Annotated in this window: 9 protein-coding genes; 5 read left to right on the top strand and 4 right to left on the bottom strand. The window is 72.3% G+C overall.

From position 1 onward, the window contains the following. Nucleotides 1–328: 328 nt before the first annotated feature. From acs to EYA84_RS14140, 3 genes are all read left to right on the top strand, one after another. Nucleotides 329–2,323, top strand: a complete 1,995-nt coding sequence (gene acs / locus EYA84_RS14150; RefSeq protein WP_131053503.1) for an acetate--CoA ligase — start codon at nt 329–331, stop codon at nt 2,321–2,323. A gap of 284 nt (nt 2,324–2,607) precedes the next feature. Continuing rightward, entirely contained in the window at nt 2,608–5,010 is a 2,403-nt protein-coding gene (locus EYA84_RS14145; RefSeq protein WP_131053506.1) for an immune inhibitor A domain-containing protein, read from the top strand. A gap of 121 nt (nt 5,011–5,131) precedes the next feature. Then, the gene (locus EYA84_RS14140; protein WP_131053502.1) at nt 5,132–6,064 is read left to right on the top strand and encodes an alpha/beta fold hydrolase; all 933 of its coding nucleotides are present in this window, start codon (nt 5,132–5,134) and stop codon (nt 6,062–6,064) included. Between the two features lie 7 nt (nt 6,065–6,071). On the opposite strand, the gene EYA84_RS14135 is transcribed toward EYA84_RS14140, so the two are convergent. Then, the gene (locus EYA84_RS14135) at nt 6,072–6,437 is read right to left on the bottom strand and encodes a hypothetical protein (protein WP_131053501.1); all 366 of its coding nucleotides are present in this window, start codon (nt 6,435–6,437) and stop codon (nt 6,072–6,074) included. Then, on the bottom strand, nt 6,434–9,883 hold the full coding sequence (locus EYA84_RS33140; protein ID WP_236145759.1) for an SseB family protein: 3,450 nt from the start codon (nt 9,881–9,883) through the stop codon (nt 6,434–6,436). Before EYA84_RS33140 ends, EYA84_RS14135 begins: the two co-directional genes overlap by 4 nt. Before the next feature lie 151 nt (nt 9,884–10,034). Between EYA84_RS33140 and mycP the strand changes: the two genes are divergently transcribed. Then, nucleotides 10,035–11,270, top strand: a complete 1,236-nt coding sequence (gene mycP / locus EYA84_RS14120) for a type VII secretion-associated serine protease mycosin (RefSeq protein ID WP_131053500.1) — start codon at nt 10,035–10,037, stop codon at nt 11,268–11,270. 75 nt (nt 11,271–11,345) lie between these two features. On the opposite strand, the gene EYA84_RS14115 is transcribed toward mycP, so the two are convergent. Together EYA84_RS14115 and EYA84_RS14110 are read right to left on the bottom strand one after the other, a co-directional pair. Then, nucleotides 11,346–11,639, bottom strand: a complete 294-nt coding sequence (locus EYA84_RS14115; RefSeq protein WP_131053499.1) for a WXG100 family type VII secretion target — start codon at nt 11,637–11,639, stop codon at nt 11,346–11,348. Between the two features lie 68 nt (nt 11,640–11,707). Further along, entirely contained in the window at nt 11,708–12,031 is a 324-nt protein-coding gene (locus EYA84_RS14110) for a WXG100 family type VII secretion target (RefSeq protein WP_255446614.1), read from the bottom strand. Nucleotides 12,032–12,225: 194 nt separating this feature from the next. Here EYA84_RS14110 and EYA84_RS14105 point away from each other — a divergent pair. Further along, nucleotides 12,226–13,785, top strand: a 1,560-nt coding sequence (locus tag EYA84_RS14105; RefSeq protein WP_131053498.1) for a type VII secretion protein EccE, incomplete at its 3' end; no start/stop codon positions are given.

Here is a 13,785-nt window from a genome sequence, read left to right as displayed (position 1 = left end):
GGGCGACGGCGTCGGCGACGTCGGCGAGGTCGAGCAGCGGCGCGAGCGGGTCGGCAGTCACCCTGTCACGCTATCGACCCGGCGATCCGCGTCGAGCACGAGTCGGCGGCGGCGGGGTTGCCGCAGGTGCGTTGATGCTGTGCCGCAGGTGTTAGGAAGGGACCCTTCCTATGCACGAGGCGTTAATAAGGTGCCCTTCCTTACATCTCGGCGCGTGGGGAAGGCCGTTGGGCGACGAGGGCGGACGAGATCGGTCGCCTGGCGCGTCCACCCCGGCTAACCTGCCCGGGAGAGAGGCAGGTCACCCCGAGCGACGAGGAGTCACCGCATGAGCGAGGCATTGGCCAATCTGTTGAACGAGACGCGCCAGTTCCCGCCGCCGGCCGAACTCGCCGCCGCCGCCAACGTCACCGCGGACGCGTACGTCGAGGCCGAGAACGACCGGCTGGCCTTCTGGGAGCGCCAGGCCGGGCGGCTGACCTGGGCGAAGCAGTGGGACCAGGTGCTGGACTGGTCGAATCCGCCGTTCGCCAAGTGGTTCGTCGGCGGGCAGCTCAACGTGGCGTACAACTGTCTGGACCGGCACGTCGAGGCGGGCCGGGGCGACAAGGTGGCGATCCACTGGGAGGGCGAGCCGGGCGACACCCGGACCATCACCTACGCCGACCTGCACCGGATGACGTGCCAGGCGGCGAACGCCCTCACCGACCTCGGGGTGGTCGCCGGTGACCGGGTGGCGATCTATCTGCCGATGATCCCGGAGGCGGCGGTCGCGATGCTGGCCTGCGCCCGGATCGGCGCGACGCACAGCGTGGTCTTCGGTGGCTTCTCCGCCGAGTCGCTGACCAACCGGATCCAGGACGCCACCGCCAAGGTGGTGATCACCGCGGACGGCGGGTACCGCCGGGGCAGGCCGTCGGCGCTCAAGCCGACCGTGGACGACGCGGTGGCGAACTGCCCGTCGGTGCAGCACGTGCTGGTGGTACGCCGGACCGGCGAGCAGGTCGGCTGGTCGGAGCGGGACCACTGGTGGCACGAGACGGTGGAGCAGGCGTCGACCGAGCACGCCGCGCAGCCGTTCGACGCCGAGCACCCGCTGTTCATCCTCTACACCAGCGGCACCACGGCCCGCCCGAAGGGCATCCTGCACACCACCGGCGGATACCTGACCCAGACCTCGTACACCTCGCACGCGGTCTTCGACCTGAAGCCGGAGAGCGACGTCTACTGGTGCACGGCGGACATCGGCTGGGTGACCGGCCACTCCTACATCGTGTACGGTCCGCTCTCCAACGGCGTCAGCCAGGTCATGTACGAGGGCACCCCGGACACCCCGCACAAGGGCCGCTTCTGGGAGATCGTCGACAGGTACGGCGTGACGATCCTCTACACGGCACCCACGCTGATCCGCACCATGATGAAGTGGGGCGACGAGATCCCCGCCGAGTACAGCCTCTCCACGCTCCGGCTGCTCGGCAGCGTCGGTGAGCCGATCAACCCCGAGGCCTGGATGTGGTACAGGCAGCATGTCGGACGGGGTGAACTGCCCATCGTGGACACCTGGTGGCAGACCGAGACCGGCGCCATGATGATCTCGCCGCTGCCCGGGGTGACCGCCGCGAAGCCGGGTTCGGCGATGACGCCGCTGCCGGGCGTCATCGCCGACGTGGTGGACGACCAGGGCCAGTCGGTGCCGAACGGCGGCGGTGGGTACCTGGTGCTGCGCGAGCCGTGGCCGTCGATGCTGCGCACCATCTGGGGCGACGACAACCGGTTCATCGAGACGTACTGGTCCCGCTTCGGCGCCGGGGTGAGCGGCAACGCCGACGACCCGTGGGTCTACTTCGCCGGTGACGGGGCGAAGCGGGACGACGACGGGCACCTCTGGCTGCTCGGCCGGGTGGACGACGTCATGCTGGTCTCCGGGCACAACATCTCCACCACCGAGGTCGAGTCGGCGCTGGTGTCGCACCCGTCGGTGGCGGAGGCGGCGGTGGTCGGCGCCACCGACCCGACGACCGGGCAGGCGATCGTGGCGTTCGCGATCCCGCGCGGCAGCATCGACACCGCCGGTGACGCCGGTGAGAAGCTCATCGCCGACCTGCGCAACCACGTGGCGAAGACGCTCGGCCCGATCGCCAAGCCGCGACAGATCATGTTGGTGCCGGAGTTGCCGAAGACCCGCTCCGGCAAGATCATGCGTCGGTTGCTGCGGGACGTGGCGGAGAACCGGTCGCTGGGCGACGTCACCACGTTGCAGGACTCGTCGGTGATGGACCTGATCGCCTCCGGCATGGGCGGGGGCAAGTCCGACGAGGACTGACGGATAGGCGTACCACTCGACGGGTGGCGGTCCGACGCGGACCGCCACCCGTCGATGTCTGTCCGGACCTGCGCGGACGTCGGGTGGTCGCTGCCGAGGGCTGTGACAGTGAAAACGCCTGCCAACAACTCGGTGCCACAAAATCGACGCACACCCCTTCCCCTTTGGCCCCACGAGTGCCTATGTTCACCAGTGGCCCCATCCGTAGGGGCCTATTTCACCGGTCCACAACCCCCGACGGGCCGGTTCCCTCAATCCGGAGGTACCACGTGCGGAAAGTCGCAGTGGGTCTGCTCGGGCTCTCGCTGACCGCGACAGGATTGACGGTCGGCGCTTCCGCCGCCGCCGCGCCTGCCACGGCGCCGGCGTCCGCCCAGTCGATCGCGGAGCCCGCCCACGCCGAACACGACCTGCCGAACCCGCTGGAGGACAAGCGTCGCGCCCTGCGTGAGCAGGGTCTGAGCGAGGTTCTCTCGGGCCGGGCCGAGGCGGAGCGGATCAACGGCAGCACGGTGGTCAAGGTCGGCGAGCGGGCCACCAAGGGTGGCAAGGCCGGCCGTAACGCCAAGACCACCAAGGGCGGCAAGGGCCCGACCGAGAAGCAGTACGTCGAACTGTCGCGGGAGAAGACCGACCGGATCTTCGTGATCCTCGCCGAGTTCGGCAACGAGCGGCACCCGGACTACCCCGACCAGGACACCGACCCCGACACCCCCGGCCCGGCGCGGTTCGACGGACCAGGGCACAACGAGATCCCGGAGCCGGACCGCCGGGTGGACAACTCCACCGTCTGGCAGCCGGACTACGACGCCGACCACTTCCGGAAGCTCTACTTCGGCACCGGCCCCGGCGACGAGTCGGTGAAGCAGTACTACGAGGCCCAGTCCTCCGGGCGCTACAGCGTCGACGGTGTGGTCACCGACTGGGTGAAGGTCAACTACAACCAGGCCCGGTACGGACGTTCCAGCGGCTACCCGTGCGACGGGATCGTCTGCAACAACGTCTGGGCGCTGGTGCGCGACGCCGCCAACAAGTGGGTCGCCGACCAGAAGGCGGCCGGACGGACCGACGAGGAGATCGCCGCCGACGTGCGGGCGATGGACCAGTGGGACCGGTACGACTACGACGGCGACGGCGACTTCAACGAGCCGGACGGCTACATCGACCACTTCCAGATCGTGCACGCCGGTGGCGACATGGCCGACGGTGACCCGATCTACGGCGAGGACGCGATCTGGAGCCACCGCTGGTACGCGTACGCCTCCGACCAGGGACGCACCGGCCCGCCGAACTTCCCGGCCGGCGGCACCCAGATCGGCGACACCGGGATCTGGATCGGTGACTACACGATCCAGCCGGAGAACGGCGGTCGCAGCGTCTTCTACCACGAGTACGCCCACGACCTCGGCCTGCCGGACGACTACAACGTCATCAGCGGCGGCGACAACAACAACGAGCACTGGACCCTGATGGCCCAGAGCCGCCTCGGCGCCAAGAACGACGGCGGCATCGGCGAGCGCGGCGGTGACCTCGGTGCGTGGAACAAGCTCCAGCTCGGCTGGCTCGACTACGAGGTGATCGTGGCCGGGCAGAAGCGCACGCTGGTGCTCGGTCCACAGGAGTACAACACCAAGGAGGCCCAGGCCGCCGTGGTGGTGCTGCCCGAGCGGGAGTACACGTTCGAGAACGGGGCGCCGTTCGAGGGCGACAAGCAGTTCTTCTCCGGCAACGCAGACGACCTGAACAGCACCCTGACCAGGACGTTCGACCTGAGTGGGGCGTCGTCGGCAAGCGTCTCGCTGAAGGGCCGCTACAGCATCGAGGCGGACTACGACTACCTGTTCTTCGAGACCTCGACCGACGGCGGGCAGACCTGGACGCCGCAGCCCGGCACCGCGGACGGTCGGCCGTTCAAGGAGATCTCCCCCGGCCGGTACGCGCTGGACGGCAGCACCGACGGCGAGTGGGTGGACGTGCAGGTCCCGCTGGACTCGGTGGCCGGCAACACCGTCGGGTTCCGGCTGCGCTACCAGACGGACGGGGCGGTCGCCGAGGGCGGGTTCTTCGGTGACGCGATCACCCTGACCGCCGACGGGCAGACGGTACTCGTCGACGGTGCCGAGGACGGTGCCACCGGCTGGACGCTGGCCGGCGGGTTCGAGGTGGTCGAGGAGACGTACACCCGCAGCTTCCCGAACTACTACATCGCCGGGACCCGGCAGTACATCTCGTACGACAAGTACCTCAAGACCGGTCCGTACTTCTTCGGGTACGCCAACACCAAGCCGGACTTCGTGGACCACTACGCGTACCAGGAGGGACTGCTGATCTCGTACTGGAACACCCGGTGGTCGGACAACGACACGTTCGCACACCCGGGCGAGGGCCGGAACCTGATCATCGACTCCCGCCCCCGGCCGATCTACAACCTGACGGGTCAGCCCTGGCGGGCCCGGATCCAGGTCTACGACGCGCCGTTCAGCCTCAAGAAGGCCGACTCGTTCACGCTGCACCTCAACAGCCAGCCCCAGTACATCCGGGGTCAGGCCGCGCAGCCGCTGTTCGACGACACCAAGCAGTACTGGTTCCCGGAGCTGCCCAACCACGGCGTCAAGCTCCCGGCCACCGGCACCAAGATCAAGGTAATGGAGCAGGACGGCATCTACACCAAGGTCCGGTTCTCCTGAGCCGCCGACCTGACACGACGACGCCCCGGGCAGGCCATCTGCCCGGGGCGTCGCCCCTGCCGGGCCGGTGGTCCGGTCGGCCCACCGGGGCCGACGGCGGCGAGGTCATAGGCTGTCGGTCATGACCGAGCAGCGTGGCGATGCCATCGACGAATCCTGCGTCCTCACCGAGGGACCGTGGACGCACCGGTTCGTCGGCGCCAACGGCAGCCGGTTCCACGTCGTGGAGGCGGGCACCGGTCCGATGGTGCTCTTCCTGCACGGCTTCCCCGAGCACTGGTGGGCCTGGCAGCAGATGCTGCCGGCGGTCGCCGACGCCGGTTTCCGCGCCGTCGCCGTCGACCTGCGCGGCTACGGCGCCAGCGACAAACCACCCCGGGGGTACGACGGCTACACCCTCGCCGCCGACGTGGCCGGCCTGATCCGCGCGCTGGGTGAACGGTCGGCGACCGTGGTCGGTGCCGGTGCCGGCGGGATGATCGCCTGGACGGTGGCCTCGTTCCATCCCAACCTGGTCCGCCGGCTGGTGGTGCTCGGCGCACCGCACCCGCTGCGGCTGCGCGCCGGGATCTTCGCCGACCCGCGGGGCCAGTTCGCCGCGTCCACACCCGCGCTGAGGTTCCAGATGCCCCGCTACGAGCACGTCCTCACCCGGGACGACGCGCGGGCGGTGGAGGAGATCCTGCGCCGCTGGGGCGGCCCCCGCTGGGTGAGCGGCCCGGATTTCGCCGGGTACGCCCGCCGCTACCGGGAGGCGATGCGGATCCCACAGGCCGCGTTCTGCGCCCTGGAGGGTTACCGCTGGGCCTTCCGGTCGGTGCTGCGGCTGCACGGATACCGGTTCGTCAAGCTGATGCAGCGGCCCCTGGTCACCCCCACCCTGCAACTGCACGGCGCGCTGGACGTGGCCTCGCTGCCGCGTACCGCCCAGGGGTCGGGACGTTATGTCAGCGCGGCGTACGAGTGGCGACTGCTGGACGACGTCGGGCACTTCCCGCACCTGGAGACGCCGGAGCTGGTGCTCGGTGAGATCCTGCGCTGGACGAAGTCCTGACCGGTGCTCAGATCCGCTGTTCGCGGACGTCGGTGACCTCACCGACAGGCGCCCAGCCCTGGTAGACACCGAAGTCGAAGGCTTCCAGCCGCATCGCCTGGGCGACCGGCCACCGACCACCGGTGTACTCGACCCGCAGCCATCCGTCGTGCACGGCGAGCACGATGAACGGCTGCCCCTGCCAGGTGCAGGTCGTCCGGACGTACGCCAGTTCCTCGACCTCCGAGGCCGGGACGACCCGGACGTGGCGGCCGGCGCGGACCTCCTCGAAGCCGTCGGCCGCCTCCGGCCGGTAGAGCCGGATCTCGCCGCCGTCCGGGCTGGCCTGGTACTCCCGGCCACGCCAGCGGGCCACGTAGCCGTCGCGCATCACCGCTCACCGACCTGTCGCCAGGCGAGCGTGTCGGTGTCGAGCACGGCGACCAGACGTTCGGTGCCGTCCGCGCCGATCCGCAGCAGCTGGGCGCCGTGCGGCAGCCGGACGCTGTCCACCTTGAACTCGGCCACCACGTCGGAACTCTCGCCGGGGGCGAAACCGTTGCCCCGGAACGGCGGACGCTCGATGACCCAGCCCTCCATCGCCCGCATGGCGGCCTCGTTCTGCCCGCCGTACGGGATCCGGTAGAGGCTCGGCCGGTACGCCGGCCACCGCAGCACGTAGATCTGCTCGGCGTCGGCGGCGAAGGGCGACTCGGGATGGTGGAGGCCGAGCGCACCGTGCAACTTCGCCGGGGTGTCGAGATGGGCCAGCTCTCCGGCCCGGTGGACGAAGCCGGAGACCCGGTCGTAGCCACGCTCCAGGTAGTAGCCGAGCTGGCTGGGTGCGATCGCCTTCTGCATCACGATCGGCCGCACCGGGTCGACGACCGGTGCGGCCTCCCGTGGGCCTTCGGACGAGACGGTCGGCTCGGCCGACGACTCGGTCTCCCGCTCCGGGTCGTCACCGAGCCCCAGCTCGGCGGCCCAGTTGGCCAGCCCGACGATCTGCTCACCGGGCAGCTTGGCGCCGACCGGCGTACCGGGATTGACCGCGAACGACCACGACGTGTCCGGCCAGCAGCGGATCAGCTGGACGAAGCGGACCTGGAGCGTCTCGGCGGCGGCCGGATCGGTGTGGTCGCTCAGCCGTTGCGGCGAGGTGTACGCCACCACGAAGGTCTGGCCGTCCAGTTGCACGGTGGGCCAGACGAAGCCCGGGTCGCCCGGTCGGGTACCCGTGACGGAGTCGGCCGCCACCGGCATCAGGACCCGGGCCAGCAGCAGCGTGGAGAGGAACGTGTCGGTGCTGCCCGCCTCCGCCGCCTCCAGCAGGTTCACCTCGACGTCGTTGGCCGGCGTGAACTCGGCACCGGCCGCCGGCGGCGTGGCGACGGATGCCGCGTCCGGGGTGGTCGCGGCGAGACTCTGCACCGTCGGCTCGGACCCGTCGCCCGACTCGGAGACCTCGGCCCGAGCGACCGTCGGCGAGGCCGGAGGCGTGATCAGCTCGGTCTCGATGGCCGACTCCGGGATCGTCCCCCGGAGCGGCACGGTCTGTTGCTCGGACCCGACCAGCGGAACGTCGGCAGTCGCCTCGACCGGCGGCACCTCGGCGGTCGGTTCGGAACCCGCCGGCACCAGATCGGCGGTCGGCTCGGACCCGGCGGACGGGACCTCGACGGTCGGCTCGGCGTCGGTCAGCGGGACTTCGGCGGTCGGCTCGGCCTCGACCGACGGCACGTCGGCGGTCGGCTCGGATCCGATCGTCGGGATCCATCCGGTCGGATCCGCCACCGTCGGCACCCATGTGGTCGGATCGGCCTCCACCAGCGGAACCGAGACGGTCGGCCCCGCCTGCGGGACCGGGACACGCACCGTCGGCTCCGCCTCGGCAGACGGCACCTCGACGGTCGGTTCGGCCCCTACCGTCGGCACCCAGGCGGTCGTCTCCGGCTCCACCGTCGGGACCCAGGCCGTCGTCTCCGGCGCGGTGGATGGGACCCGGGCGGTGGGCTCGTCAGACGGCACCTGAACGGTCGGCTCGGCCTCGACCGTCGGCACCCAGGCCGTCGTCTCCGGCTCCACCGTCGGCACCCAGGCGGTCGTCTCCGGCTCCACCGTCGGCACCCAGGCCGTCGTCTCGGGCTCGACGGTCCGGACCGGCGCGGTCGGCTCGGCCCCGACCGTGGGCACCCATGTCGTCGGTTCGGCCTCCACCAGCGGGACCTGCGCAGTCGGTTCCGCCTGCACCGACGGAACCTGCACGGTCGGCTCAGCCTCGGAGACCGGGACCCGCACTGTCGGCTCGGCCTCCGACACGGGGACCCGCATGGTGGGGTCGGCCTCGACCGGCGGGACACGCACTGTCGGTTCGGCGCCGGCGAAGGTGGCGAACCCCTGCGGCCGGGATGGGGCGTCGTCGACCGAGCTGAGGTCGCGCGCCTCGATGATGGTGCCCTCGATGACGATCGGGGTGAAGCCACGGCGGGTCGCGGGCGGGCCGGAGACCGGTTCCGCGGCCGACAACTCCTCCGTGGGCTCCGCCGGCCCGCGAGGGGGCAACGCCTCGGTGGGGTCGCCGCTGTCGGCGAGACCACCCGGTGCCGTCCAACCGTTCGGCGGGGAGACCCGCAGTGGCCGGGTCGGCTCCTGCGTCGCACCGCCGGGTGACGGCAATTGCTGGGTCGGCTCGCCACCGGACTCGGGGCGGGCACCCGACTCGGTGCCGGTGAAGTCGAAGGCGCGGGTCTTCCCCTCGGCGGACGGATCAGCGGCCGTCCCGCGCCGGGGGAACGGCTGCCCGCCACGGGCAGCCAGCCGGGACGGCGGGGTCGCCCGGTCGGTCAGCCGGTCGGCGCGCTGGCCGGTACGGGAGTTCGACGGCTCGAAGAAGGACCGCCTGGGCGTCTGGCCGCTGCCGGTGTCGGCGGGCCGGCCGTTGGTGGGCGGGCCGCTGGTGGGCGGGCCGCTGCTGGCTGGGCCGTTGCCGGCCGGGCCTGCGCGTTCCGGGGTACCCGGCCAGCCGGGACCGGCGACCGTCGGTTCCTCGCCGGGTGTCGGCATCGGCCGACTCGGCGGCGCGCCGACCGGACCCTCCACCCGGCCACCGCCGACGGCGCTGAGCCGGCTCCCGAGAGTCTCCTGACGGGGCACGGAATCCTGGACGGGTGCGCCCCGACCGAGGTCAGGTCGACCCGGCGATCCACCGCCGGGCTGCTGCTGGTGCGGACCGGCCACCGTGCCGGGCGCCGCCACCGGTGACTCGGGCAACTGGAAGGCCGCCGGGGCCACCGGCTGCGGCGAGGAGGGTGCCGGACGATCGGGACCGACGCCGGGTGACCGTGCGGTGCCGGTCGCAGGGGGCGGGGTGCCGTGCGACGCTCGCCCCTCGCGCGAGCGGTTCAGCGCCTCCACCCGTTCCAACCGGGCCCGGGCGCCGACCGTGCGCCCGGGCAGCCGGACGTCGCCACGGGACAACTGGGAGACGAACCAGGCGGGCAGGTAGCCCTCGATCGGCAGGCCGGGATTGACCGCCAGCCACCACTCGTGGTTCGGCCAGCCGGCGGCCAGTTCGGCGTACCCGGAGCGTCGGCTCGGCCCGGCGTGGTCACCGAGACAGGACCGCATCGCCTCGGCGGAGGTGAACGCCAACACGTGCGTGCGGCCACCGGTCGTCCAGGTGCCCCAGCCCGCCGGCACCTGGCCCGGGACGGGCTGGGCGGAGATCGGCAACAGCAGCTCGACCCGGGACAGGATGCGGAAGTACAACTGCTGGTCGTTGCCGCGTAGCGCGTCCCGCATCGCCGCCTCGGCCTCGGTGGCCGGCGCCCAGTCGGTCACGGCCACCCCTCCTCCCGGGCACAGCCATAGGTATCGCCTACAACCTACAAGGTGTCCACAAGATCACAATGCCAGGCCGTCGCCGGTCCGCCCGGTTCACCGAGGGGCGATAACATCCCGTTCCGGAGTCGACACGATACGGAGGCGGTCGATGTCCCGGTACGTCCCGCTCCCGATCCTGGCGGGTGTGGCTGCCGCCACCCTGCTGGCCGCGCCGGTCACCCCGGCACCCGCTGCGTCGGCACGGCCCGCGACGGCCGGGTTGCCGGCGACTCCGGATGGGCCGGACTGCGCCGCACCGCCGGCACCGGCCCGACCAGTGGCCACCGCGCCCTGGCCGCAGGAGCGGTACGCCCCGGCGCGGCTGTCGCCGCTGGCGAACGGGTCCGGGGTGACCGTCGCGGTGGTCGACTCGGGCGTGGATCGGCGCCACCCGCAGCTCGCCGACCGGGTGCTCGACGGCCTCGACCTGCTCGACCCCGGCGGTGACGGCACCCGGGACTGCGTCGGCCACGGCACCGGCGTGGCCAGCATCATCGCCGCCGCCCCGCACGACGGAGTGGCCTTCCACGGTCTGGCGCCGAACGCCCGGATCCTGCCGGTGCGGGTCAGCGAACAGCAGGTCGTGGACGGCCGGGGAGCGGGGCGTACGGTCGCGCCGGAGGAGTTCGCCACGGCGATCCGTTGGGCGGTCGACAACGACGCCGACGTGATCAACCTGTCGGTGGTGCTGTACGCCGACCGACCGACGGTCCGTGCCGCGATCGCCTACGCGGCGGCCCGGGACGTGATCGTGGTGGCCGCCGCCGGCAACCTGCACGGGGAGGGCGACCCGCGCCCCTACCCCGCCGCGTACGGGTCGGTGATCGGGGTCGGCGCGATCGGTGCCGACGGGACACGGGCCGGGTTCTCCCAGACCGGCTCCTACGTCGACCTGGTCGCGCCCGGCACCGACGTGCTGATCGCCGCGCCCGGACGCGGCCACCACCGGGCCGAGGGGACCAGTTACGCCGCGCCCTTCGTGGCCGCGACCGCCGCTCTGGTGCGCCAGTACCGCCCGGAGCTGAGCGCTGCGGAGGTGGCCCGGCGGATCATCGCGACCGCCGACCCGGCTCCCGGCACGGGGTACGGCGCGGGTGTGCTCAATCCGTACCGGGCGGTCACCGAGGCGGACGGCACGACGCCCGATGCGAGACCGGCGGGCGGGCTGGACGGGGAGCGCCCGGACCCGGCGCTGGTGGCGCAGCAGGACCGACGGACCGCCGCCCGGGAGCGGGTGGCCGTGCTCACCGTCGCCGGCCTGCTGACGGTGACCGTCATCGTGCTGGCCGCCGTCCTCGTCCCCCAGGGGGTCCGGCGGCAGTGGCGGCCCGCCGATCCACGCTGAGTCGACCGCCCGTCCGGCGGCCACCGGTGGCTGACGCCGACCGCCGCGTTCGAGGCGGCCGGCGTCAACCGTCCGTCACTGGAACAGACCGGCGTTGCGCTTCTCGGTGTCGAGATAGTCGGTCGCGGACTCGTCCACCGCCACCTTGATGTCACGCAGCATCGTCTGGAGGTCCTGTGAGGCGTTGCGCCACCGGGCCTGCCGCTGCTCGTACGCCTGCTGCGCCTCGCCGGACCAGCTCGCCACCAGCGGAGCGGCGTCCTGCTCCAGCTGACCGAGTTGCGATTCGAGCGTGTTCAGGGCCCGCTGGATGTCCGCGCTGGCCTGGTGCAGCGCGGCGAAGTTGACGACCAGCACACCGTTCTCCATCGGTAGTCTTCCCCCTCGGTCGTGACCCGGGACCTGGTCATCGGAACTGACCAGCCCGGTGGAACGCGCTAGAGCGGCAGCTCGATGCCGCCGCGGTTGGTGGCGGACACCCGGCCGGCCGCCTCGGTGTCCGACGCGTCGTACTTCGTGCCGGCGGTGCGGATCGCCCCTGCGGTCTCCCGAAGGGCCCGCTGCAGGTTCGCCTGATCCTGCGCCCACTGCTGTTTGACCTGCTCGAACGACCGGCCGCCCGCCCCGCGCCAGGCCTGCTGGAGAATCGCCAGCTGGGCCAGCAGTCCACTGAGCATCGACTGCAACGACTGGTCCGTCTGCTCGAACTTCGCCGCGGTCTGTTGCATCACCGCGGCCTCTGCCTGGGTCTGGGAGGACACCCCGACGTCACCTCGTCTCTCGATCGTGGCTGGCCCATGGACGACACCACCCGCGCCGCCGGAGGGCGTGCGCGACGCGGGACGGGCCAACGAGAACTCGTCGCTGACAGTAGCGACACCATCGCGTTTCTGCTACCCCCGCTAGCTCCCCTGTGGACAACGCGGCAGCAGGCGGGCTACTACGATGGGCGTCGATGACGTCGCGGGGTGTGATCGACCGACGGGCCACAGCGCCGACCACCGGCACCCTCGCCCGCCGTGCCGCCGATGCCCGGTCCGGCACCGACGACGGTCACGACAGGCCGCAGTGGAGTCCGCGCATGCGGCGGCGGGCGTACCGACCGACGGTCGGACAGATCGTCACCACACAGGTCGCGGCGGCGATGCTCGTCGCCGCACCGGGTCTGGGCGCGCTGCCGACGACGACCGCCGTCCTGCTGGCCGGCGCCCTCCTGGTCGGCGCCTGGGGTCGGGCACGGCGACGGTGGCTGCACGAGTGGCTCCGGCTCGGGACGGGCTACCTGGTCCGCCGTCGCCGGGTGCGCCACCCGACGACCCTGCTCGACCTGGTCGACCCGGACGCCGTCGTCCGTCCCGTCGAGGTGGCCGGATTCCCGGCCGCCGCCGTCGACGACCCGGACGGCCTGGTGGCCCTGCTCGACGTCGGCGACGCCGCCGATCTGCTCGGTGCGGGTGCCCGCCCGTTGCCGCCACCCGCCGCGCTGCTGCCGACCCGCGCCGCCGACGTGCCGCCGGTCCGCGTGCAACTGCTGCTGACCGTCACGGCGGCACCGGCGGTCGCGGCCGGTGGTGGACCGGTGTCCACCTCGTACCGGCAGTTGACCGGTGGGCGGCTGGCCGGCGGGGAGCGCGCCGTGCTGGCCGTCCGGGTGATGCGGGTGGCGGGCTGGCCCGAGGAGGCGCTCCGGCGGGCGCTCGCCGGCACCGTACGCCGGATGGTGCGGCGGCTGCGGCCACTGTCCGTGCGTCCGCTCGGCACGCAGGCGACCCTGCGGATGCTCGCCGAACTCGCGCACCACGACGGCAGCACGCCCCGGGAGACCTGGCACGGCGTCCGGTGCGGCGGGCTGCTCCAGAGCACCTTCGCGCTGCGACACTGGCCGGCGGAACCGGTGGGCCGGCTGGTGTCCCGGCTGTCCGCGCTGCCGGTGACCGCCACCACGGTGTCGCTGCACGCCGACACGGAGGCACCGGGCCGGACCGAGCTGACCGTACGCCTGAGCACGGCGACGCCGGCCGAACTCTCCGCCGCCTGCCGCGCACTGGAGCAGGTCGTGGCGACCGCCGGTGGGGTACTCCTCCGCGACGACGGCGCCCACCTGCACGGTTTCGTCAACACGCTCCCGCTCGCGCGGCCGGGTCGACCGGTCGCGCGTCGCCGCACCCCGTCCACACCGCCCGGCGCGGACGGCCCGGAGGCGACGCTGCCGTACGGCTCGGCGGGGTTGATGCTGGGCACCAACCGGCACGGCGCACCCGTCACCGTCCGGCTGTTCCGGCCGGAGAGCACCCGGGTGATGCTCGTCGGCGGGCTGCCCACCGCCCAACTGCTCGCCGTGCGGGCGATGGCGCTCGGTGCCCGGGTGGTGGTCCAGACGACCCGGCCACACGCCTGGGAACCCTTCGCGCGCGGTGTCGGCGTACCCGGCCGGACGATCCCGCTGCTGCCCCCGGACCGTCCGGCGGAGGGCCCGGCCGCGACCCCGCTCGCCCCGGTGCTCGTGGTGCGGGAC

The organism is Verrucosispora sp. SN26_14.1 (assembly GCF_004307965.1).
GTDB lineage: Bacteria > Actinomycetota > Actinomycetes > Mycobacteriales > Micromonosporaceae > Micromonospora.
This window is presented reverse-complemented; position numbering and strand designations above follow the sequence as displayed.